This is a genomic window from Rhodococcus sp. IEGM 1366 (assembly GCF_033142425.1).
Taxonomy (GTDB): Bacteria; Actinomycetota; Actinomycetes; order Mycobacteriales; family Mycobacteriaceae; genus Rhodococcus_F; species Rhodococcus_F globerula.
Map to the genome: position 1 here is coordinate 111,825 of NZ_JAWLRZ010000001.1, position 21,426 is coordinate 133,250.

21 protein-coding genes are annotated in these 21,426 nt (G+C 62.5%); 10 read left to right on the top strand and 11 right to left on the bottom strand.

Annotated elements, in window-relative coordinates:
- Positions 1-40 precede the first annotated feature (40 nt).
- The 3 genes from R4P64_RS00520 to R4P64_RS00530 are packed head-to-tail and all read right to left on the bottom strand — an operon-like array spanning position 41 to position 1,529.
- Positions 41-406 (bottom strand): DUF4247 domain-containing protein, encoded by a 366-nt coding sequence (locus R4P64_RS00520; protein WP_371851334.1) that lies wholly within the window; start codon positions 404-406, stop codon positions 41-43.
- A 35-nt stretch (positions 407-441) separates the two neighbouring features.
- Entirely contained in the window at positions 442-942 is a 501-nt protein-coding gene (locus tag R4P64_RS00525; RefSeq protein ID WP_317818864.1) for a DUF2617 family protein, read from the bottom strand.
- On the bottom strand, positions 939-1,529 hold the full coding sequence (locus R4P64_RS00530; RefSeq protein WP_033233388.1) for a DUF4178 domain-containing protein: 591 nt from the start codon (positions 1,527-1,529) through the stop codon (positions 939-941). Before R4P64_RS00530 ends, R4P64_RS00525 begins: the two co-directional genes overlap by 4 nt.
- Before the next feature lie 224 nt (positions 1,530-1,753).
- Here R4P64_RS00530 and R4P64_RS00535 point away from each other — a divergent pair, with 224 nt between their 5' ends.
- Positions 1,754-3,130: an NAD-dependent succinate-semialdehyde dehydrogenase gene (locus R4P64_RS00535; protein WP_033233389.1), complete on the top strand. Its 1,377-nt coding sequence runs from the start codon at positions 1,754-1,756 to the stop codon at positions 3,128-3,130.
- Positions 3,131-3,135: 5 nt separating this feature from the next.
- On the opposite strand, the gene R4P64_RS00540 is transcribed toward R4P64_RS00535, so the two are convergent.
- Positions 3,136-3,867 carry a GntR family transcriptional regulator gene (locus R4P64_RS00540; RefSeq protein WP_317544938.1) on the bottom strand — a complete coding sequence of 244 codons (732 nt, stop codon included), beginning with the start codon at positions 3,865-3,867 and terminating at the stop codon, positions 3,136-3,138.
- A gap of 170 nt (positions 3,868-4,037) precedes the next feature.
- Between R4P64_RS00540 and R4P64_RS00545 the strand changes: the two genes are divergently transcribed.
- The 8 genes from R4P64_RS00545 (at position 4,038) to R4P64_RS00580 (ending at position 13,517) form a co-directional block, all read left to right on the top strand.
- On the top strand, positions 4,038-5,303 hold the full coding sequence (locus tag R4P64_RS00545) for an MFS transporter (RefSeq protein WP_033233390.1): 1,266 nt from the start codon (positions 4,038-4,040) through the stop codon (positions 5,301-5,303).
- A gap of 53 nt (positions 5,304-5,356) precedes the next feature.
- Complete coding sequence (locus R4P64_RS00550) at positions 5,357-6,151, top strand: putative hydro-lyase (RefSeq protein WP_317818865.1); 795 nt, start codon at positions 5,357-5,359, stop codon at positions 6,149-6,151.
- Positions 6,148-6,903: a 5-oxoprolinase subunit PxpA gene (locus R4P64_RS00555; protein WP_317818866.1), complete on the top strand. Its 756-nt coding sequence runs from the start codon at positions 6,148-6,150 to the stop codon at positions 6,901-6,903. The genes R4P64_RS00550 and R4P64_RS00555 overlap by 4 nt, the downstream gene beginning before the upstream one ends.
- The gene (locus R4P64_RS00560; RefSeq protein ID WP_317818867.1) at positions 6,900-7,538 is read left to right on the top strand and encodes an allophanate hydrolase subunit 1; all 639 of its coding nucleotides are present in this window, start codon (positions 6,900-6,902) and stop codon (positions 7,536-7,538) included. Before R4P64_RS00555 ends, R4P64_RS00560 begins: the two co-directional genes overlap by 4 nt.
- The gene (locus R4P64_RS00565; RefSeq protein WP_317544935.1) at positions 7,535-8,398 is read left to right on the top strand and encodes a biotin-dependent carboxyltransferase family protein; all 864 of its coding nucleotides are present in this window, start codon (positions 7,535-7,537) and stop codon (positions 8,396-8,398) included. Before R4P64_RS00560 ends, R4P64_RS00565 begins: the two co-directional genes overlap by 4 nt.
- 256 nt (positions 8,399-8,654) lie before the next feature.
- Positions 8,655-10,313, top strand: a complete 1,659-nt coding sequence (locus R4P64_RS00570; RefSeq protein ID WP_317818868.1) for an ABC-F family ATP-binding cassette domain-containing protein — start codon at positions 8,655-8,657, stop codon at positions 10,311-10,313.
- Positions 10,306-11,919, top strand: a complete 1,614-nt coding sequence (locus R4P64_RS00575; protein ID WP_317818870.1) for an ABC-F family ATP-binding cassette domain-containing protein — start codon at positions 10,306-10,308, stop codon at positions 11,917-11,919. The genes R4P64_RS00570 and R4P64_RS00575 overlap by 8 nt, the downstream gene beginning before the upstream one ends.
- A gap of 47 nt (positions 11,920-11,966) precedes the next feature.
- Complete coding sequence (locus tag R4P64_RS00580) at positions 11,967-13,517, top strand: bifunctional 3'-5' exonuclease/DNA polymerase (RefSeq protein ID WP_219110268.1); 1,551 nt, start codon at positions 11,967-11,969, stop codon at positions 13,515-13,517.
- Here R4P64_RS00580 and R4P64_RS00585 read toward each other — a convergent pair.
- The 6 genes from R4P64_RS00585 to R4P64_RS00610 all read right to left on the bottom strand — a co-directional run bounded on the left by R4P64_RS00585 (position 13,514) and on the right by R4P64_RS00610 (position 19,838).
- Positions 13,514-14,164, bottom strand: coding sequence for an ABC transporter ATP-binding protein (locus R4P64_RS00585; protein WP_116102679.1), 651 nt, complete (start codon positions 14,162-14,164; stop codon positions 13,514-13,516). The two genes, R4P64_RS00580 and R4P64_RS00585, sit on opposite strands and share 4 nt — an antisense overlap.
- Positions 14,161-15,072: an ABC transporter ATP-binding protein gene (locus tag R4P64_RS00590; RefSeq protein ID WP_317818871.1), complete on the bottom strand. Its 912-nt coding sequence runs from the start codon at positions 15,070-15,072 to the stop codon at positions 14,161-14,163. Before R4P64_RS00590 ends, R4P64_RS00585 begins: the two co-directional genes overlap by 4 nt.
- On the bottom strand, positions 15,069-15,890 hold the full coding sequence (locus R4P64_RS00595) for an ABC transporter permease (RefSeq protein WP_116102676.1): 822 nt from the start codon (positions 15,888-15,890) through the stop codon (positions 15,069-15,071). Before R4P64_RS00595 ends, R4P64_RS00590 begins: the two co-directional genes overlap by 4 nt.
- A complete protein-coding gene (locus R4P64_RS00600) occupies positions 15,883-16,920 on the bottom strand; it encodes an ABC transporter permease (RefSeq protein WP_317818872.1) in 1,038 nt (345 codons plus the stop codon). Before R4P64_RS00600 ends, R4P64_RS00595 begins: the two co-directional genes overlap by 8 nt.
- Positions 16,917-18,533 (bottom strand): ABC transporter substrate-binding protein, encoded by a 1,617-nt coding sequence (locus R4P64_RS00605; protein WP_261984661.1) that lies wholly within the window; start codon positions 18,531-18,533, stop codon positions 16,917-16,919. Before R4P64_RS00605 ends, R4P64_RS00600 begins: the two co-directional genes overlap by 4 nt.
- Positions 18,534-18,626: 93 nt before the next feature.
- Complete coding sequence (locus tag R4P64_RS00610) at positions 18,627-19,838, bottom strand: 4-hydroxybenzoate 3-monooxygenase (RefSeq protein ID WP_317818874.1); 1,212 nt, start codon at positions 19,836-19,838, stop codon at positions 18,627-18,629.
- Between the two features lie 111 nt (positions 19,839-19,949).
- Between R4P64_RS00610 and R4P64_RS00615 the strand changes: the two genes are divergently transcribed.
- A complete protein-coding gene (locus tag R4P64_RS00615; RefSeq protein WP_033233401.1) occupies positions 19,950-20,663 on the top strand; it encodes an IclR family transcriptional regulator in 714 nt (237 codons plus the stop codon).
- A 6-nt stretch (positions 20,664-20,669) separates the two neighbouring features.
- Here R4P64_RS00615 and R4P64_RS00620 read toward each other — a convergent pair whose 3' ends face one another.
- Complete coding sequence (locus R4P64_RS00620) at positions 20,670-21,425, bottom strand: succinate dehydrogenase/fumarate reductase iron-sulfur subunit (protein WP_033233402.1); 756 nt, start codon at positions 21,423-21,425, stop codon at positions 20,670-20,672.
- Position 21,426 lies beyond the last annotated feature (1 nt).

Genomic DNA, 21,426 nt, shown 5'->3' on the forward strand with positions numbered 1-21,426 from the left:
GAAGCTCTCCTGAGTTTGGTCCGATTGTCACTTGATGTGGTCATTTCGCACTTCCCGATCCACCGCTGCCGCTGCCTCCACCGGCCGGTGAGCCCGGATTGAATCCCGGTCCCAGATAGGCATATCCGCCGCTGCGGTATGTGCCGTTGATGTCTTCGACCTTGATGGTGCTTCCCCCCGCTGCTGCGCTGACGGTAACGATGTCGTCGTCGTAACGCAGGTACTCGTTGCCGCCGTCGGCGCTGCGAGCCGCAGGTTCTTCCGCATCGACGATTCGCGACACCGTCGTACCGACAGGATCTTTCGACGAATACACAGCGACGTCGCCGGTTTGCGAACTCTTGGAATAATTGTCCGCAATGAAGTCCTTGACCGCGTTGCCGCACGACGACAGCACACATGCCATGGCGATCATGACGGGAACAACCCATTTCCTGCCGATCACGGATGCCACCTACTTCTGGTCTTCACAATCACTCCTGTCCCCTCCCCTGGGTACAAATGCCAACTCTGCCAAGCCCATCCATGCCCCAGGCTGCTGCCGAACAACACCGTGACAGCGGTGTCGTCTCCGGGAAACGAACCGCAAATCCAACCATCTGCCGCTGCCTGCACTTTCAGGCGGACAGCCTCGGCAACGAACTCGGTTCGATCGAGAGTCTGCGTGGAAGATTCGAAACGATACGGTCCCAGAACTTCAGCACCCGGCAGTGGATCGCCACCAGCTGTGACCGCATCGCAGGACACCTGCTCGGTCAAGGTCTCACCACCCGAGCGTGCCGTCACCACATGCGATGCCCCCAGCACTCCCAAAGTCAAAGCACCGTCGACTGTTTCGATAACAAGCTGGGCCAAGGCCGGTGGCGCAGGTGCGTCCACCACAAGGCCGAGCGCAGACGCATCCACGTCGGTGGGCTCCACGTCGAGGAGATGCACACTCACTGCGGAGGGCCGGAATGTATGACGGTCAACTCTGCACGGGTGACTGCGCGGCCGGTGGAAACCTCCCACGACTGGCCGCGCGCCCACTTCTCGAATGCAATGAGCCCAGTTTTGTCAGCAGTTGCATAGTCGGCGTAGTCCATCACGCCTGACGGCGCGGTTCCTGTCGTGCCCTCGGCTGTGAATCGTGCGGTTCCGCTTTCGATCCTGCGGTGCACCTTGTCGTCGAGAATGACGTCGCCACTCGGCTCGAGGTTGGTGCCCTCACGCCGCATCCACAGTGTCATCTCGAGTTCACCCTCGTCATCTTCGACGGTCAGCCAGCGGCGGCCGGTCGAACCGTCGAGAAGGTGCTCGCGCCAGATGTACCCCTCTTCGTCGAGGGTGATGGTCCCGCGAACCACGTGATCGATCCCCGCGTAGGTGACGATGTCTCCGACACCGATCTTGTGGGGGTCGTATACCTCCGGATAGTCCGCAAGCGGGTCTACACGCCCCACCGGAGCGCTCTTACGACCACGCAGAACCACGAAGGCCACTGCCGCGATCACAACAAGTATCAGTACAACTATCAGCACGTTCGTCAACGGTCACTCCGAAATCGTCGGGCTCGGCAAGGGCGCCGGGGCAATACCCTACCGATCGCTACTCGCCCGAGCGTCCGTACGTCGCTGCACCCGATCCCGTTCGATGCCGATTTCGGACAAACGGCCGTGTATACCCGGTCACGTTTCCCTGAAACCCGTTGGACGGATTAACTTTCGATGTGGATATCTCGGAATCCTCGAGGGCCCTCGGGCGTTGAACAACTATGGCCAATTACAAAACAGTCAATCCCGCGACAGGTGAAACCGTCAGGGAATTCGATACTTTGGATGACGCCGGAGTGGAAGCCGCACTGGAAAAGGCTCATAACGGCTATCTGAACTGGCGAAAGAGCGCGCCGACGCAACGCGCGCAGATACTGACCAGAACCGCCGAACTGTACAACGAACGTGCCGACGAACTGGCACGCATGATCGCCCTGGAAATGGGCAAGCCCGTTCGCGAAGCCAAGGGCGAGGTACAACTGTCCGCGGCGATCTACCAGTGGTACGCCGATCACGGACCGGCGTTGCTCGCAGAAGAACGACTCGATGTTCCCGGTGCCGAAGAGTCTGTGGTGTACCGACGCCCGATCGGGGCTCTCGTCGGCGTCATGCCCTGGAACTATCCCTACTATCAGGTCGCCCGGTTTGCGGCGCCCAATCTCATGCTCGGAAACACCGTCATCCTGAAGCACGCGTCCAACTGCCCTCAGTCGGCGCTGCTGATGGAGGAGATTCTGCAGCAGGCAGGCCTGCCAGAGGATGCATACGTAAACGTTTTTGCGAGCAACGAGCAGATCGCAGACATGATCGCTGACCCCCGTGTGCAAGGTGTCTCGTTGACCGGCAGCGAACGCGCCGGGACCAGTGTTGCGGAAACGGCGGGGCGCAACCTCAAGAAGGTGGTACTCGAGCTCGGTGGTTCGGATGTGTTCATCGTCCTCGACTCCGACGACATGGACGCCACAGTCAAGGCGGCAGCCAAAGCACGATTGTCCAACGCTGGTCAGGCGTGCAACGCCGCCAAACGATTCATCGTCGTCGAGGACTTCTACGACGATTTCACTCGGAAACTGACCGCATCGTTCCAGTCCGTCACGGCCGGCGATCCACTGGAAGCGGATACGGTCCTCGGTCCGCTGTCGTCCCAAACCGCAGCAGATACATTGCTCGAGCAGGTTCAAGACGCCGTCGACAAGGGCGCAACGCTTCTGACCGGTGGAGCGAAGATCGACCGACCCGGCGCCTACGTCCAACCGACATTGCTCACCGATGTCACCCCGGACATGCGCGCCTACAGCGAAGAACTCTTCGGGCCGGCGGGCGTGGTGTACAAAGTGAAGTCAGCGAAAGATGCCGTTGACCTTGCCAATTCGTCGGTGTACGGGTTGAGCGGATCCGTCTGGAGTACCGACCTGGACGCTGCTCGTGCGGTCGCCGCCGATCTCGACGTCGGAATGGCCTTCGTCAACGAACACGGAACCACTCTGCCCGGCCTTCCCTTCGGCGGAGTCAAACGCTCCGGAGTGGGTCGCGAGCTTGGCCCTTGGGGTATGGACGAATTTGCCAACAAGAAGTTGATCCGCGTGTCCAAGAAATAGGAGCTTTACGTTCGACCTGACAACTTTTCGACGGCGGCCGGATAGTCGGCCAGGATCTGATCGCGTGCGTCGTACAGATACCGCTGCAGCAATTCGACCGCCGTCGCATTGTCACCGGCTTTCAAAGCGCTGTATATCTCGTGATTCCGGGCGAGATACGGCGAGTGGAATCGGTGTGCGTCGTCCATGACGTGAAAGACCAGTCGCAGTTCGTTCCACACGCCGCCCATCAGTTCGTCGATTCTGCTGCTGTTACTCAGACCAGCGATAGCGCGATGGAAATGGATGTCGGCCGTTCCCACTCCGGTCCAGTCATCGGCGGCCAGACGTTCTTCTGCGAGCTCGAGCGCGGCGGCGACGTCACCGAGATTGCCTGTTTCCGGATCGAAATCTCGTACTCCCGCCGACTCGACCACCCGACGGCAGATGTACAACTCGGCGATGTCCTCAGCCGACGGGACTCGAACGAATACGCCACGGTTGAGTTCGTGTGAAACCAACCGGTCTTCGATGAGGATCTGGAACGCCTCGCGCACGGTATTTCGGGAGACATCCAACGCCGCGCAGATGTCGGGCTCGGACAGTCGTGCGCCCGGACGAAAGCTTCCGTCGATGATCAGCTCGCGCAGAATCCCGGCGACCCGCGCTGTTCGACTGGTGCGCTCGAGGAGCCCTCGATGGGCGGCCAACGCGGCGTTAGCATCCTCTTTCGGAGGATTCAGGCTGGTCAAGTGCACTCCTAGTGGTTTGTTGCTGCCCTCATCATAGTGAGAGCAGGGCGTCCGGACGGCCTACGGCTGCCCCCAAAAGTTTCCAGCACATTAATTATCCCTTCATGGGATTGCAGGATCGTTGAACGATTTTGTACGTTGGGAGTCCTGACATTCCATCTTCACGCGAGGTACCGATGACCGCTCCGATTCAAACCGCAGGTGCCCCTCCGCGCCCGTTCGACTGGTTCCGCACGCTTGGACCGAAGGGCAAGAAGGCATTCGTCGGCGCTTTCGGCGGCTACGGCCTCGACTCCTACGACTTCCAGGTTCTCCCTCTCGGGTTGGCCGCGATTGCCGCGTACTTCTCGATCACGACGGGACAGGCCGGTCTGCTGACCACCGTCACGTTGGTGGTTTCCGCGCTCGGCGGTGTTCTCGCCGGCATCCTGGTCGACCGCATCGGACGTGTCCGCACCCTGCAGGTGACGGTAGCGACCTACACGATCTTCACGGTCCTGTGCGGATTTGCACCCAACTTCGAGACGCTACTCATCTTCCGCGCGTTCCAGGGTCTCGGCTTCGGCGGCGAATGGGCTGCCGGCGCAATTCTGGTGGCCGAATACGCAAAGCCCGAGTACCGCGGCCGAGCGGTCGCCTTCGTCCAGAGCGCCTGGGCGGTGGGCTGGGGTTTGTCGGTCATCATCTACACGATCGTCTTCCAACTCTTCGATCCCGACATCGCATGGCGCGTTCTGTTCTGGACCGGAGTCATCCCCGCCTTCCTCATCATCTGGGTGCGCCGCAACCTCAAGGACCCGGAAGAAATCACGGAGAAGCGTGAGAAGAAGGCCGACAAAGGTTCTTTCCTCGCCATCTTCCGCGGCCCGATGCTCAAGACCACGCTGTTTGCTTCACTTCTCGCCACCGGAGTCCAGGGCGGTTACTACACACTCGCGTCGTGGCTTCCGACTTACCTGAAGAACTCACGCGGCCTCGACGTCGTGGGCACCGGCGGCTATCTCGCGATCCTCATCAGTGGCGCATTCCTCGGCTACGTCAGCGGCGGCATCCTCACCGACAAGCTCGGCCGTAAGCGGACCATGCAGCTGTTCGCCACCTTGTCTGCCGTGTTCATGGTGCTCTACACACAGGTTCCCGACGGCGCCAACACCCTCATCATGATTCTCGGATTCCCGCTGGGCTTCTGCACGTCGGCGATCTTCAGCGGATTCGGTTCGTTCCTCTCGGAGCTCTACCCGACCGCGCACCGCGGTACCGGCCAGGGCTTCACCTACAACTTCGGTCGCGCAGTCGGTGCGGTGTTCCCCGCCATCGTCGGTTTCCTCGCAGCCAGCAGTCTGGGCATCGGCGGCGCCATGATCTTCGGCGCCATCGGCTACGGCATCGCTGTCCTGGCACTCTTCGGACTCCCCGAAACCCTGGGACGCCAACTCAACTGATCGGTGTTTTGAACTGATCGGCGCCTTTTCAGGAATGAGGATTGGACTTCACCATGATCGAGAATCGCACCAACCCGGATCCACGCTCGGCTCGCGCGGGATTCAGAGCCGGAGACGTGTTCCCCACGTCCGGAATCGCACCGGGCTTCGCCCAGACCAATCTCATTGCGGTCCCTAAGGACTGGGCATACGACGTTCTGCTCTTCACGCAGCGGAACCCCAAGCCCTGCCCGGCACTCGACGTCACCGACGCCGGGGATTTCACGACGATTCTCGCTCCCGGAGCAGACATCAGGACGGATTTTCCGCTCTACCGCGTGTGGGTCGACGGCGAACTGACTGCTGAGATTCCGGATGCGACGCAATACTGGCGCGACGATCTGGTGGCATTTCACATCGGCTGCAGCTTCACCTTCGAACACCCTCTGATGGCCGCTGGGATTCCTCTTCGCCACGTCGAGCAGAACCGAAACGTCCCGATGTACATCACAAATCGCGAATGCCGGCCCGCCGGGCGGGTCAGCGGGCCGACCGTGGTGTCGATGCGTCCCGTCCCCGCAGACCAGGTCGAACAGGCCCGCTCCATCACCGCGCGTATGCCCGCCGTTCACGGTGCACCCATCCACATCGGCGATCCAGCCGAACTCGGCATCTCCGACCTGAGCCGTCCCGACTTCGGCGACGCTGTGGAACTCCAACCGGGCGACGTACCGATGTTCTGGGCCTGCGGAGTCACTCCGCAAGCTGCGGTCATGGCGTCGAAACTCCCGTTCGCCATCACTCATGCTCCCGGGCATATGCTGGTCACAGACGCCCCGGACAGCGATTACACCCTGGATCTGGCATGAACATCGACCTCAATTGTGATCTCGGAGAAAGCTTCGGAGACTGGCGTATGGGCGACGACGCGGCGCTCCTCGACATCGTGACGAGCGCCAATATCGCGTGCGGATTCCATGCCGGCGATGCGGCCACCATGCGACGGACCTGCGAGATGGCGGTCGAACATTCGGTATCCATCGGAGCGCACATCGGTTTTCGGGATCTGGTCGGATTCGGCCGACGGCACATCGACATCACACCAGGTGATCTGTTGGACGAAACTCTCTACCAGGTCGGCGCACTGGCAGGATTCGCTCACTCCGCGGGGTCTTCTGTCACCTACGTCAAGCCTCACGGCGCGCTCTACCACTCCGCATCGAAGAGTCCCGAACTCGCCGACGCTATCGTGTCCGCCATGACCGAATTCTCGAATCGCCTTGCGCTGCTGGGACCACCACAGTCTCATCTGCAGAAAGCTGCGGAGGCACACGGCGTCGACTTTGTCGCCGAGGGATTCGCCGATCGCACGTACACCCGGTTCGGGACGCTGACCCCGCGCAGTGAACCTGGTGCGGTCATCTCCGATCCGGCCGCCGCGACGGCACAGGCGATCGACTTGGCCAGCAGCGGAACGGTACTCACCTCCGATGGGATCGCCATCCCGATGTCGGTGAAAAGCATTTGTGTTCACGGTGATTCGCCTGGCGCCGTTGCCATGGCCAATGCCATCAAGGCCGGCTTGATCAACTCCCGCATTCGGGTGGAGTCGTTCACATGAGTCGCCCGACTATCCTCCCGGCCGGTGAACACGGGCTTCTGGTGGACCTCGACACCGAGGCCGATGTTCTGGCATTCACCCATGCGCTCACGCGCAACACTCCGGCTGGAGTGGAGGATTTCCTGCCCGCCGCACGCACGGTTCTCGTGATCTGCAGGCCCACGGCACATGTCACTGCGGTGCTCCATGAACTGAACGAACTGGCACGCACCATGTCCGAGGCAATCCCGGACGAGCGCGGCGACGATACTCCCTTCACCGTCAATGTCCGCTACGACGGACCCGACCTCGACGACGTAGCAAGGATCCTGAAAATGAGCCGCGCCGAGGTCATTTCAGCTCACACCTCAGCGGAGTGGCGCTGCGCCTTCATCGGATTTGCGCCGGGATTTGCCTACCTGACGTCCGGCGACGCTCGGCTCGACGTCCCGCGTCGAGCCCAATCACGCACCGCGGTGCCCGCCGGCGCCGTAGCCCTGGCCGGCGGATACAGCGCGGTGTACCCGCGAGCCTCCCCGGGTGGCTGGCAGATCATCGGCAGCACCGACGCCGTGATGTGGGACTTGGACGAAACACCGCCTGCCGCTGTGCAGCCCGGGCGTCGGGTGCGATTCGTCAATGAGGACAAGCGATGACCGGGGTGGAGATACTCGAAACCGGTCCGCTGAGCTTGGTTCAGGACCTCGGTCGAACCGGTCATCTGCGCTCCGGCGTCGGTGTGTCCGGTGCTGCCGACAGACGATCCTTGCGACTCGGCAATCGACTTGTCGGCAACTCCGAAGACGCTGCCGGAGTGGAAATTCTGATGGGTGGCCTGAGTCTTCGCGCGCAACAGCAGATCACCCTGGCCTTCACCGGAGCCCCCGCGCAGGCGTACCTCGACGGCATCCCCGTCGGACATTCGAGCGTCGTCGTCGCGGACCCCGGTCAGGTAGTCCGCTTGGAGTACGCGCCCACCGGCCTACGGACGTACCTGACCGTCCGGGGCGGAATCGCGGTGCCCAAGATTCTCGGATCACGCAGTACCGACACGCTTTCCGGAATCGGTCCGGCGCCCCTCAAACCCAACGACGTGCTTGAGGTCGGGCCCACTCCAGTCGCATTTCCGCTCCTGGACGTGGCACCTGTTCAGCCGGTTACAAACGGAACACTCGACATTCGGGTGATCTTCGGGCCGCGCGCGGATCGTTTTGCCAATCCGGAAACCCTGACCCAGGGGCGATGGACAATCTCGACCGACTCCGACCGCATCGGTGCCCGACTCGACCGCGTCGGCAATGACGCACTGCTGCAGCGGGTTGACGGACTCGAATTGCCCACCGAAGGCGTTGCGCTCGGTTCGATCCAAGTGCCGCCCAGCGGCCAACCCGTGATCTTCCTGGCCGATCACCCCATCACCGGCGGATATCCCGTTGTCGGTGTTGTGGCCGACGCCGATATCGACCGACTCGGCCAGGCCCGCCCTGGTCAGCAGATTCGCTTTATCGGTTTCTGACGTAGAACACGCAATCAACCTGGTGCGGCGTGATCGACGCGGCAACAGTTTCGGGTGTTATGGTCGGTTCCGAATAATCGGAACGAGAAAGATCGAAAAATGGTTGGTGAACTCGACATCTCCGGGTAAAACCCGGCACTGACGGCCACCGGTAAGCGCTTTCGCAGCGCTGCCGCAGTGGCCATGTTGTCGTTCACCACATCATTTCTTTCGCGGAGCCGCTTTGACGCGCCCGCGCGACACTCGAGGTCTCATCATGTCCGATTCATACATTGTCTGTTCACACCTGTCGTTTGCCTGGCCTGACGACACACCGGTTTTCGAGAAACTGTCCTTCAGTGTGCCCGGCGGCCGGACCGGGTTGGTAGCACCGAATGGCGCCGGAAAGAGCACCCTTCTCCGGTTGATAGCGGGTGACCTGCCCATAGGCGGTGGCAGTGTGTCCGTCGACGGGGTGCTCGGGTACCTTCCGCAGAGCTTGCCGATGACCGGCGACCTCACCGTTGCCGAGGTTCTGGGGATCGCACCGATCCTCGCGGCGTTGGACGCTGTCGAGTCGGGGGATGCCGCCGAAGAGCACTTCACCACGATTGGTTCCGACTGGGACATCGAGGAACGTACCGGCGCCCAACTGGACCGTCTCGGCTTGGGAGACCTGTCGTTCACCCGCCGACTTCACACGCTCAGCGGGGGCCAGGTCGTCTCGCTCGGTCTCGCTGCGCAACTGCTGCGTCGCCCGGACGTTCTGTTGCTCGACGAACCGACGAATAACCTCGATCTCGATGCGCGGCACAAACTCTACGGCGTCCTCGACGATTGGAACGGTTGCCTGCTACTGGTCAGCCACGATCGTGCTCTGCTGGACCGAATGGACCGCATCGCCGAACTCGACAATGGTGAAATTCGTTTCTACGGTGGAAATTTCACCGAATACGAAGGCGCCGTGAACGCTGCACGGGAAGTTGCCGAAAAGAACATTCGCAATGCCGAGCAGGACGTCAAGCGGGAGAAACGGGAATTGCAGCAGGCCCGCGAACGCGCTGCTCGTCGCGCAAGCAACGCAGCACGCAACCTCGGAAACGCCGGGCTACCGAAAATTTTTGCCGGGACGATGAAACGCAATGCCCAGGAGTCTGCCGGCAAGGCAAACGAGACGCATAACGCCCGCGTCGATTCGGCCAAGGCCCGACTCGATACCGCGGGGCGAGCGTTGCGCGATGAACAACGAATCACGTTGGAACTGCCCGGCACCGATGTTCCTGCGGGCCGGACAGTGTTCCTGGGCGAACGGATGCAATTCCGTTTGGGCGATCGGGAGGTCTTCGCCGACGGCGGGGCAGATCTGGCGATCCGCGGACCTGAGCGAATTGCGGTGACCGGTCCGAACGGCGCGGGCAAATCCACGCTGTTGCGGATCATCAACGGCGAACTGACCCCGAGTGGCGGCAAGATCGCACAGGCGCAGGGCCGCGTTGCGTATGTGTCACAGCGACTCGATCTACTCGATGTGAACCTCACCGTCGCGGAGAACCTGGCTGCTTTTGCCCCGGACATGCCGGCACCTCAGCGGATGAATCTGTTGGCACGCTTTCTCTTTCGTGGATCTCGCGTTCACCTTCCAGTCGGGGTCCTCTCCGGTGGTGAGCGGTTGCGAGCGACCCTCGCGTGCGTGCTGTTCGCCGAGCCGGCACCTCAATTACTACTACTCGACGAACCGACCAACAACCTCGACCTTGTCAGTGTCGGGCAGTTGGAGAGTGCGCTCAATGCCTATCAGGGTGCCTTCGTGGTCGTCAGCCACGACGAACGGTTCTTGTCCGAGGTGAAGGTCGAACGCTGGTTACGTCTGTCGGAGGGACGTTTACGCGAAGTCGCCGCACCGGCCAATGTCACCCTTGGTGCTGAACATGCCTGAAACAGCGTTGATTGCACAATATCTCGTCCGCACGCTGGGAACGCGGCGGGTACTCGACGGCGTCTCACTCACCGCGGCACCTGGTGATCGGATTGGTCTCATCGGCGAGAACGGCGCCGGGAAGTCGACTCTGTTGCGGGTGCTCGCGGGTACGGACGAGCCCGATGCGGGCAGCGTGGAGCGACCGTCTGATCTCGCGTTCCTGCAGCAGGAAACGGTGTACGACAACAAGACGACGATCGCCGACGTACTCGATACAGCCCTCCGGGACGCGCGCGAGATCATCGCCGAACTCGACAGAGCTGCACAGGAACTCAGTTGTGCGCCCGAGGATCACACTGCCGCCGACGCCTACACGGATTGCCTTGCACGCGCGCAGCGACACGAGGTGTGGGATGCGGACCGGCGGGCCGCGATGATTCTCGGCGGGTTAGGTCTCGGACACCTTCAGCATGAACGCCTCCTCTCGTCGTTGTCAGGTGGTCAACGCAGCCGGCTGGCCTTGGCGGCTCTGATGATTCGCCGACCATCCGCGCTGTTGCTCGACGAGCCGACGAACCATCTCGACGACGAGGCGGCATCGTTTCTGGCCGAGCATCTTTGCGGCCTGTCCGGGGTTGTCGTCGTGGCCACTCACGACCGCGCGTTCCTCGACGCCGTCTGCACGGATCTGATCGACCTCGACCCCGCTCTGGACGGTCCCACCCGCTACGGCGGTAACTACACCGCGTATCTGTTGCAGAAACGCGCCGAACTGGAACGCTGGCAACGGCGATTCGATCAAGAGCAGGAGGATTTGGACGCGTTGCGCTACGCGGCCGGTGTCAGTGCATACGAGGTTGCGCCGAATCATGTGAAGCGCGACAACGAAAAAATGGGATACGGTCACGCCGGGGGTCGAGTACAGAACCAGATCGCACGCCGGGTTCGCAGTGCCACCCGCCGGCTCGACAAGCTGGAACGAGACCAGATTGAGCAACCCCCGAAGCCTCTTCGATTCAGTCCTGGCGTGTTCATCACCCAGGCTGAGGACGAAATCCTCCTGTCATTGCGGCAGGTTCGAGTTCCTGGCCGAATGACGATGGACAGTCTCGATATCTCATCCACCGACCGACTACTGGTCATCGGAGCGAATGGGGCCGGGAAATCCACCTTGCTTGCAGTACTCGCCGGTGCGCTGGACCACACCGGCACGCTGGCGCGAAAACCCGACCTGACGATCGGTCTTTTGGCGCAGGACACCGCGTTCGATCGGGCTGACCGAACTGCGCGGGAAATCTATGATCTGACCCTCGGCGCGGAGATTGCCGAGAAGGTTCCGTTGGATTCCCTTGGCCTGTTGGCGGTTTGGGATCAGGACAAGTTGGTTGGCGAGTTGTCCGTCGGTCAGCGTCGCCGGCTGGCGTTGGCACTGTTGGTGGCCCGTCCACCCGAGTTGCTGCTTCTGGACGAACCGACCAATCACCTGTCCCCGAGCTTGTGCGGAGAACTCGAGGATGCCATGGGCACCGGCCCGGGCGCGATCGTGCTGGCCAGCCACGATCGGTGGCTACGATCCCGCTGGCAAGGAAAGGAAGTCCGAATGCACGGGGTGGAAGCGGGGTAGAAGCACTCGGGCCAGTTGTTGTCGGACCCAACCGTCACACTGGAGCAGTGAGAGTTGTCCTGGTTCCCGGTAGTACGACGTCCACGGGAGCAGTCACCGCGACGGTTGTTCGCACCGACCCCGACGGGACTGCCGTCGGCGACCGCGTCGAATATCCCGATCTGGTTGCCGCGGTCCAAGCTATCGAGAGTGCCGAGCATCCACGGTGGGTCTGGCCGAGCACCGCCTCGGTCTACCCGATGTTGCTGCGCGCCGGCGTCCACGTACAGCGCTGCCACGATATTTCGCTGACCCGCGCGATCCTGAGCATGCGCGCGGGTCAGCCGTCACCACCGGCCGAGGAGTCCGACGACGACCGTCTCGGCTTGTTCGACACCGCTCCCGTCCTCGATCCTGATGGTGTTGTTGCGGAGTTCGCGGAGCAACGCACTGTCATAGGCGCCGACGCGCGCCTGGATCTGCTGATTGCCGCAGAATCAGCCGGCGCGCTCAGTGCTGCTGAAATGACGCACGCCGGTTTGCCGTTCTCGACGCGGAAGCACCGCGAACTCCTCGAGGAGAGACTTGGCCCCCGGCCAACGGGGTACGACCTCCCCGTTCGCATGCAGGAACTTGCCACCCAGATCAGCGACGCCTTCGGGCGGACGGTGAACCCCGCGTCGTCCGTCGAGATCACCGAGGCATTCGGGCGCCAGGGCATCGAACTGCCGTCGACGCGCAAGTGGTTTCTGCAGGAAGTTGATCACCCGGCGGTTCCGTTGCTCCTGCGCCACCGCGAACTCGCCAAGCTGTACAGCACCAATGGCTGGCAATGGATGGACAGTTGGGTGCGTGGCGATCGCTTCCGCCCCATCTACGTTCCCGGTGGTGTCGTCTCGGGCCGGTGGGCAAGCCGAGGCGGCGGCGCCCTCCAGATCCCGAAGACCATGCGCTCGAGCGTTGTTGCCGATCCCGGGCACGTATTCGTGGTGGCCGACGCCGGTCAACTCGAGCCCCGGATTCTGGCTGCCATGTCACGCGACCGCCGCATGATGGCGGCAGCCGGTGATGACGATCTGTACGCCCTCGTTGGCGCCGAGGCATTTGGCGGCGACCGCGCCAAAGCCAAAGTTGCCATCCTCGGAGTGCTCTACGGCGCCACCGCCGGTGAAGCCAAAGCGCTACTCACGTTGCTGCGCAAGCGTTTCCCCGTAGCGGTCGAGTACGTCGAGCAGGCCGCCAAAGCCGGCGAGCGCGGCGAGGTAGTGCACTCTCTGCTCGGCCGAGCGTGTCCCCCGCCGTCTCCCGATTTCTATTCACACGGCGACGCTCACGCGCGCGGACGTTTCACCCGCAACTTCGTGGTGCAGGCAACGGCCTCGGAATGGGCTCTGTGTCTCCTCGCCGACCTGCGACGACGCCTCGCCGAGGACCCGGACGGCGAATTGGTGTTCTTCCAGCACGACGAGGTTGTGGTGCACACGCGAAACCCCGAGTCCGGTACAGCTCATGTACTGGCTGCGGCAGCATCCGCAACTCGACTGCTGTTCGGCGACACGGTTGTTCGATTCCCCATGGACGTCGGGGTCCGCGAAAGCTACGGAAAGAGCAGCGTCTAGCCCGCTCGGATGTCGTCGAGTTCGTGAACGCGTGTGCAGCACGCGTCGAGCAGGTCACGATCGTGGCTGATGAGAAGCACCCCGATACCGTGATCCGTTGCCCGTCGCTCGATCAACCGAACGATGGTGGCGGTGGTCGCGGCGTCGAGCATCGCGGTGGCTTCGTCGCAGATGAGGTAACGGGGTTGCTGCGCCAATGATCTCGCGAGCGCCGCGCGTTGAAGCTGGCCGTCACTGACCTGATGCGGGCGACGCGCCAGCAAGTCGGGTGTGAGTCCGACTTCCGAGGCCAGTGCATCGATGTCGATATCGCGGCCCGCGATGTCGGCGGGCTGCCCGATGATCCGTGCCAGCGTCTGCCGGGGATCAGTTGCGGCGCGTGGCGATTGGAAGAGCATGGACACAGCCCCTCTGAACTCAGCGGGAACACCGAACTTGGTTCCTGCAACGCGAGAACCGTCGATCTGCACTTCGCCGGACCACGGCGCGTCCAGCGACGCGAGAATCCTTGCCAGCGTCGATTTTCCGGTTCCGGACGGCCCGGTCAACCCGATCAGATGGCCGGCCGGGATCTCGAGGGAGACATTCTCGAGGACGGGACGCCCGCGCTCGTAGCCACCGGTGACATCCAGGGCGCGCAAACTCATCGTGCACTCACCTCCCGGCGGGTTCGGTACGTGCGCTCTCCGAACGTGACCAGTTCGGTTGGCCCACCGGATTGCGCGGACTCCGGTCGGCGCAGGTAGTAGACGCACTCGTCCGGAAGATTCGTCAATTGAGGGGGTGATCCGGGGATGGGATTGAGCCCGCGAGACGGCAAGGCTCCGAGCAGGTCTCGGGTGTAATCGTGAAGCGGCTCCTGCAGAACCTGCGCAGCCGGGCCAATCTCCATGATGCGCGAGGCGTACATGACGGCCAACCTGTCTGCGATCGCAACTCGGGTCAACGACGCCAGATCGTGAGTGATCAGCAGAACCGCGGCACCCGCATCGGCGCACTCGCGCAGCAGGCCGAGAACATGATCGGTGAGCGCGCGGTCCAGGTTGGCGGTCGGCTCGTCGGCCACGACCACCGACGGGTCCCCGGCCAACGCGCCGGCAATGGCAACCCGCTGCGCCATGCCACCCGACAGTTCGTGCGGGTAGCAGTCGAGGGTGGAAGGTTCGAGACCCACTCGCTGCGCCAAGCCGTCGCAGGTGTGGGCGGTTCCGAGTGCGTCGATTGTCTCCTGCAGTTGCGAGCGTGCCGTCCGCACCGGCGTGAGATATGTTGCGGCAGATTGTGGCACGAGTGCGGCATGACTACCACGGAAGGGTGTTCCGGAAAACACGTCGATGTCGTCGACGGTGATGGTACCGGTGCACTGAGTGCCAGGCGGCAGCATGTTCATCACCGATGTTGCGATGATGGACTTGCCGCAGCCGGATTCTCCGACCAGCGCTGTGACAGTCCCAGGCGGCACCGCAAGGTCGATGTTGCTGGCAGCGTGAACAATCGAGCCCCCGGGCAGCGGAATCCGGACGGTGAGCGCATCGATTCGAAGGCCGGTATTCACAGTCGAAGCTCCGATGGCCGAGGCGGCGCGAGCTTCGAACGCAATGCCGAACCGGCCACCGCCACCGCAACGGTAGTGACCACCAGAACGGCTGCGGGAAACACCAGCGTCCACCAACCACCGAGCAGCAGAGAACTGCGAGCCTCTTCCAGAAGTGTTCCCAGACTGGGCTTGTGGGGCGGAAGGCCGAATCCGAGGAACGAGAGCGTCGACTCGTGCCACACGGCGTGCGGCAGCAGGAGGACCACCGCGATCAAGGCCTGCGGCGCAGCAGCCGGAACCAGGTGGCGAGTGATCACATGTCTCCGGCTGGCTCCGGCGAGGACGGCTGCGTCGATGTACGGGCGGTCACGCAAATTCAGGATCTCGCCGCGGATGATGCGAGCTACCTGGGTCCAGTGTGTGAGTGCGATCGAGAGAACGATGGCGAGGATACTGCCGCGGAACATCGCGACGATGACGATGCCGAGCAGCAAGTGCGGGAGGGCGTTCACCGCGTCGGTGCCGCGCATGACAACTCGGTCCACCCAGCCGCCGAGGAGTCCGGCAGTGGTGCCTACCGCCACCCCGATTACCGTGGACAACAGTGCGCAGGCGAGAGCGATCAGCAACGACGTCCGGATACCGGCAGCGACTCGAACAAACAGGTCTCGCCCGGCAGAGTCGGTGCCGAAGGGATGCGTGAGCGACGGAGCCATCCGGGCCTGCGCGAAGTCGGTGACACGGTCGTCGACGTCGGCGATCCACGGAACCAAGCCGGCGTAGAGCGCGACGAGGATCAGGACACCGACGGCGATTGCGAAGCGGCGCTTAGCCATCTGTGCTCACCCTCGGGTCGAGGAGGGCAACAACCACATCAGCGAGAAGCGAGCCGAGCATGACCGTCAGAGTTGTTCCGACCGTGAGGAACGCGAGCAACGCCATGTCGAGGTCCCGAGCGGAGGAGACGATGGCACCGGCAATTCCCGGCCAACTGAACACTTCTTCCACCAGTACCGCACCGACGACAAGTTCGGGCAATCGGACTCCGATGATGTTGACGAACGGCGCAAGCGAGGTCGGCACGATATGACGTTGTGTGATGGTGGAAGTCGGTATTCCGCGCGCCACCGCCCCGGCGACAAATCCTTCACCAGTAGATCCGACGACGGATTCGCGCACTGCGAGGAGTAGCCACGGCATTTGGGAGATCGCAAGGACGGCGACCGGGAGAATGAGGTGCCGAATGACCTGCGCCGGTGTGGGATCGGCACCACCGTCGGTCAACCCGGCCACTGGCAACCAACCGAGAGTCAGCGCGAAGAGCGCGATAGCTCCGAGCGAGAGAACAAACGGCGGAAGTCCTTGAACGACGACGCACAGCCCGGACACGGTTCTGTCCAGGAGCCCACCCTTGCGGATTCCGGCGAGCACTCCCAGCACCAGCGACGCGAGAATCGCAATCACCAGACTGACGCCGACCAGGAGTAGCGTCCACGGCAGTCGTTCGGAGATGACTTGGGTGACTGGCTGATTGAAGGATCGAGAGACGCCCAGATCGCCGGTTATCACTGCATGCAGCCACGTCCAGTACGTGCTGTACCAGGGGTTGTCGAAACCCATCTGCGCGGCGATCAGGGCCTTGTCCGCTTCGCTGGTTGTCATGTACCGCGTGCCCAGATAGCCGACAAGCGGATCGAACGGCGAGATTGCCGCGGCGGCAAACAAACCGGCGGACACGACGATGATCACCGGGACGATGAACAGCATCCGGCGCCCGACCATCACGAGGATGGAGCGTCGGCGAGCGTTGTGCGATCGCGGCGGGTCCGACGTTGCGGCGCCGGTTCGTACGTCGATTGCCGTCATTGTTCTTGCGTCCACGTCTGCAACGACCACCACGGACCCCAGGTCACTCCGTGCGCGTGCGGTTCCAGCACCGGACCGGACATCGTCCAATCGGAATCTTTCGACACGTACGTGTGATCGAGGAAGACCAGGTACACATAACCGGGATCATCGACGTACGCCTGCTGCACATCTCGGTAGGCGGCGTCGCGGGTCGCTTGGTCGAGGCTTCGGCGACCGACGTCGAGTCCAGCGTCGACAACCTGATTCGAGTAGTCACTGGGATTGTCGTAGATGCTGCCGACACCGGGAGCGATGGACGCGGAATTGAGTGCGTCGTAGGCCTGGGTATCGGGATCGAACGGTTCGTCGCCGCCGCCGAGCAGTGTGGAGTCCCGATTGATTCGCGGATCGATGCGATCCCAGGACAGTGCTTCGAGATCTACTTCGACGCCGATCCCGAGTGCGTCGGATGCAAAGGCCTGGGCCAAGTCTCGACGGACCGTGTCCACAGAGTTGTACATGATCGTGAACTGCGCACGTCGACCGTCTTTCGAACGAATCCCGTCACTGCCTTCGATCCAACCGGCATCGGTGAGGATCTGCTCAGCCTTGGCCGGGTCGTACGCAAACGTTGCGTCCGGGTTGTACGAGGCACCGTAGACCTCGGGAATCGGCGTGGCGGCGACGCGGCCGTGCCCACCGAGAACGTTGTCGATCATGGACTGCCGGTTGGCGGCAAGATTCAGTGCCATGCGCATCGCCGGGTCACCGGCTACCGGGTTGTCGGTGGGCAGCGAAACACCACGCCAGTCCGCGGACTGATGGGCCGTCACCGACATGCCGTCCCGCGATTCGAACGTATTGGCAAGCAGCGGCGGGAGATTGGTGCCGTCGATCTCGCCCGAGGCCATCCGCTGCGCCCGGGTGTTGTCGTCCGGAACATAGAGCAGCGTGAGCTTCTTGATTTCCGGTGCGCCGTCCCAGTAGTTCTCGTTGGCCGCAAACACCGCGCGGTCGGGTGAAAGATCGACAAGGGTGTACGGCCCCGTCCCGATCGGTTCGGTGTTGAGCGTCGACTCGGCCGCCAGAGCGGGTGTCGCCACGGATTCCGACGGCACAATGCCGATCAGCATCTTGGTGAGTAGCGGTGCGTAGGAGTACGCGAGACGGAACTCCACGGTGTTCTGGTCCAGCGCTACGACATCGCTGATCATGTCGAACGACGACTTCGCCTCGGACGCTGATGCCGGATCGAGGATCGCCTTGTACGTGGCAACCACGTCGGCGGCGTCAAAAGTGGAGCCGTCGGAGAAGGTGACGCCGCCGCGGAGAGTGACGGTCCAGAGGGTGGCGTCGGCGTTGGCGGTGGGGATCGACGTCGCAAGAGCCGGTTCGAAACCAGGCATTCCCTCACCGCCGCGCAGGCGCACCAGACCGTCGTACATCTTGGCTTCGCCGGCCGCACCGAAGCCGGCGACGGGGTTGTATCCGCCCAGTTCGTAGCCGTCGGCGAGGACCAGACCGTCGCTTGCGGTCGACGTGCCCGACGGGGTGCTGCACGACGTGACGAGCAGGGTGCCGACGACGGCAGCGATCGCGAACGTCGGAACTCCGGAACGGATGAGACCCACTGTTTGCCCCTTTTCTTCTGAATAAAAATAACATCTGTACAGATATTCAGATAAAAAATGGGCAATGCGGACGTTTTGCCAGACGGCAGCGCGTCAGGACACTGTGTGAACCAGTTGCGGCAGCGGCAGGCCGGTGTAGTTCTCGGCAATCAAGGTCAGCCCTGCTTGGGAGCTGGTCACGACGTCGAGTTCAGCTTCCTGCCGTTTGATGTCGAACGGCGACGCGTCGGGTGCTGTATGCAGCATCGTCGACATCCACCACGAGAAATGCTGAGCACGCCACACCCTCGGCAACACAGCCGCGGAGTAGCCGTCGAGGGCTTGTCGATCCCCAGCGGTAAAGAAACCGACCATGGCGTCGGCCAGAACCCACACGTCTGCCAGCGCGAGGTTCATGCCCTTGGCGCCGGTCGGTGGGACAGTGTGCGCGGCGTCCCCGGCCAGGAACAAGCGGCCGGATTGCATGGGTTCACACACAAAGCTACGGAACGGCAGGATGCTCTTCGAGAAGATGGCACCCTCCTTGACCTCGACGCCAGGTCCGTCCACGCGTCGGTGCAACTCGTCCCAGATTCGATCGTCCGACCAGTCGTCGACAGTGTCGTCGACCGAAACCTGTAGGTAGTGCCGCTGCACAGTCTCGGATCGTGTGCTGCAGAGTGAAAATCCCCGCGGGCTGTGGGCGTAGATGAGTTCGTCCGACGTTCGGGGGGCCTCGGCAAGAATGCCGAACCAGACGAACGGGTACTGGCGGAAGTAGTCGGTGCGTACCTCGGGCTCCGGAATGAGGTGGCGCGTCCCGGTTCGCGAACCATCGCATCCCGCAACAAGTTCGGAGTCCAGCCGCTGCGCCTGACCGTCGGAGTCGACAAACGTGATGAACGGGCGATCGCCAGTGTGCTCGTGGACCTCGACGTCACTGACGCCGAAGCGAATGTCGCCGCTGTCTGCCAGCCTGCGCGCAATCAGATCGATGAGCACCTCATGCTGCGGGTACACAGTGACAGCCCGACCCGTGAGCCCTTCGAAGTCGACGCGACGCCCCTCACCGGCGAACCTGATCTGGGTACCGGTGTGGCGATGACCTTCCGCGAGTAACCGATCACCCACGCCGGTTGCGATCATCAAATCCACGGTGTTCTGCTCGAGAATTCCCGCCCGGATCGTTCCTTCGACGTCTTCGCGGGTACGGCATTCCAGGACAACGGAATCGATCCCCTGAAGATGAAGAAGATGGGAGAGCATCAGACCGGCCGGACCGGCCCCGACGATACCGACCTGGGTGCGAATGGGCGGCAGACTCATAGAACTCTCCTCGGTAGAGAACAACTTTTCACTGATTGGATGGTCGCGGGACATGAGGGCCGCCAACAAGGTAGTTTTCATTGAGTGAAAGAAGTCGCTACTCCGCCGGGAATGCTGGAACGAGCTATGGTCCTGCTCGATCTGTTCACTCCGCAGCACCCCCGCCAGACAATCACCGAACTTGCACTGGGTTCCGAACTGCCCGTGCCGACGGTCTTTCGCATCTGCCGAGAACTCACCAGGCTCGGAGCCCTCGAACGTGGCGACGACGGCCGATTTCAGATCGGACTTCGGGTCTGGGAGATCGGGTCCCGCGCACCCCGAGCACACGGTTTACGTTCCGTAGCAATGCCGTTCATGGAGGACTTGCACGAAATCACCGGGCAGAACGTACAACTGGTTGTCCGCGATCACCTCGAGGCTGTCTACCTGGAGCGGTTGTCGAGCCACGACGCCGTCGGTCTTGTCGGCCGGGCTGGTGGACGATTGCCGCTGCACGCGTCCAGCGGTGGGCTGGTGCTTCTGGCTCATGCTCCCCATGGCGTCTTCGACGATGTTGTCGCGGCCGGATTGCGGGCGCTGACGCCGTTCACGATCACCGAGGAACCTACGCTTCGTTCTCTGCTGGCCGAGATCCGCCGCACCGACATCGTCATAGCTCGCCAGTACCTCAATCTCGGCACGCTGGCGATAGCGTCGCCTATTCGCCGCTCTCGCGACGTTGTCGCGGCATTATCTGTTGTCGTTCCACTCGACACCGGCAGCGCTCCCCTCGTCCCGGCACTGCAGGCGGCCAGTCGCGCGATCTCCCGAGGAATTTCCTGACCCGAATCAGGTTTCACCTCGACGGAAGATCTTGTTGCCCAGCCAGACCAGCGGATCATAACGCCGATCCACGACTCGTTCCTTCATCGGGATGATTGCGTTGTCGGTGATCTTGATGTCCTCCGGGCACACCTCGGTACAGCATTTGGTGATGTTGCACAGACCGAGTCCGGACTGGTCTTGCGCGGCGTCCCGACGGTCTGCTGTATCGAGAGGGTGCATTTCGAGTTCGGCGATCCGAATGAAGAAGCGGGGGCCGGAAAACGCCTCCTTGTTGTCCTCGTGATCGCGCACGACGTGACAAGTGTTCTGACACAGGAAGCATTCGATGCACTTGCGGAACTCCTGCGAGCGGGCGACGTCGATCTGCTGCATTCGGTACTCACCGGGAGCCAAGCCGGGCGGCGGTGTGAACGACGGAATCTCGCGTGCCTTCCGGTAATTGAACGAGACATCGGTGACCAGATCACGGATGACCGGGAATGCGCGCATCGGAGTCACAGTCACCACTTCGTCCTCCGCAAAAGTCGACATCCGCGTCATACACAGCAGCCGCGGACGCCCGTTGATCTCCGCTGAGCACGATCCACACTTGCCCGCCTTGCAGTTCCACCGCACCGCGAGGTCCGGAGTCTGCGTGGCCTGCAACCGGTGAATGATGTCGAGCACCACCTCCCCCTCGTTCACCGGAACCGAATAGTCCCGCAGCTCACCACCATCGGCATCGCCGCGCCACACCCGGAAACTCGCGTCGTAGCCCATG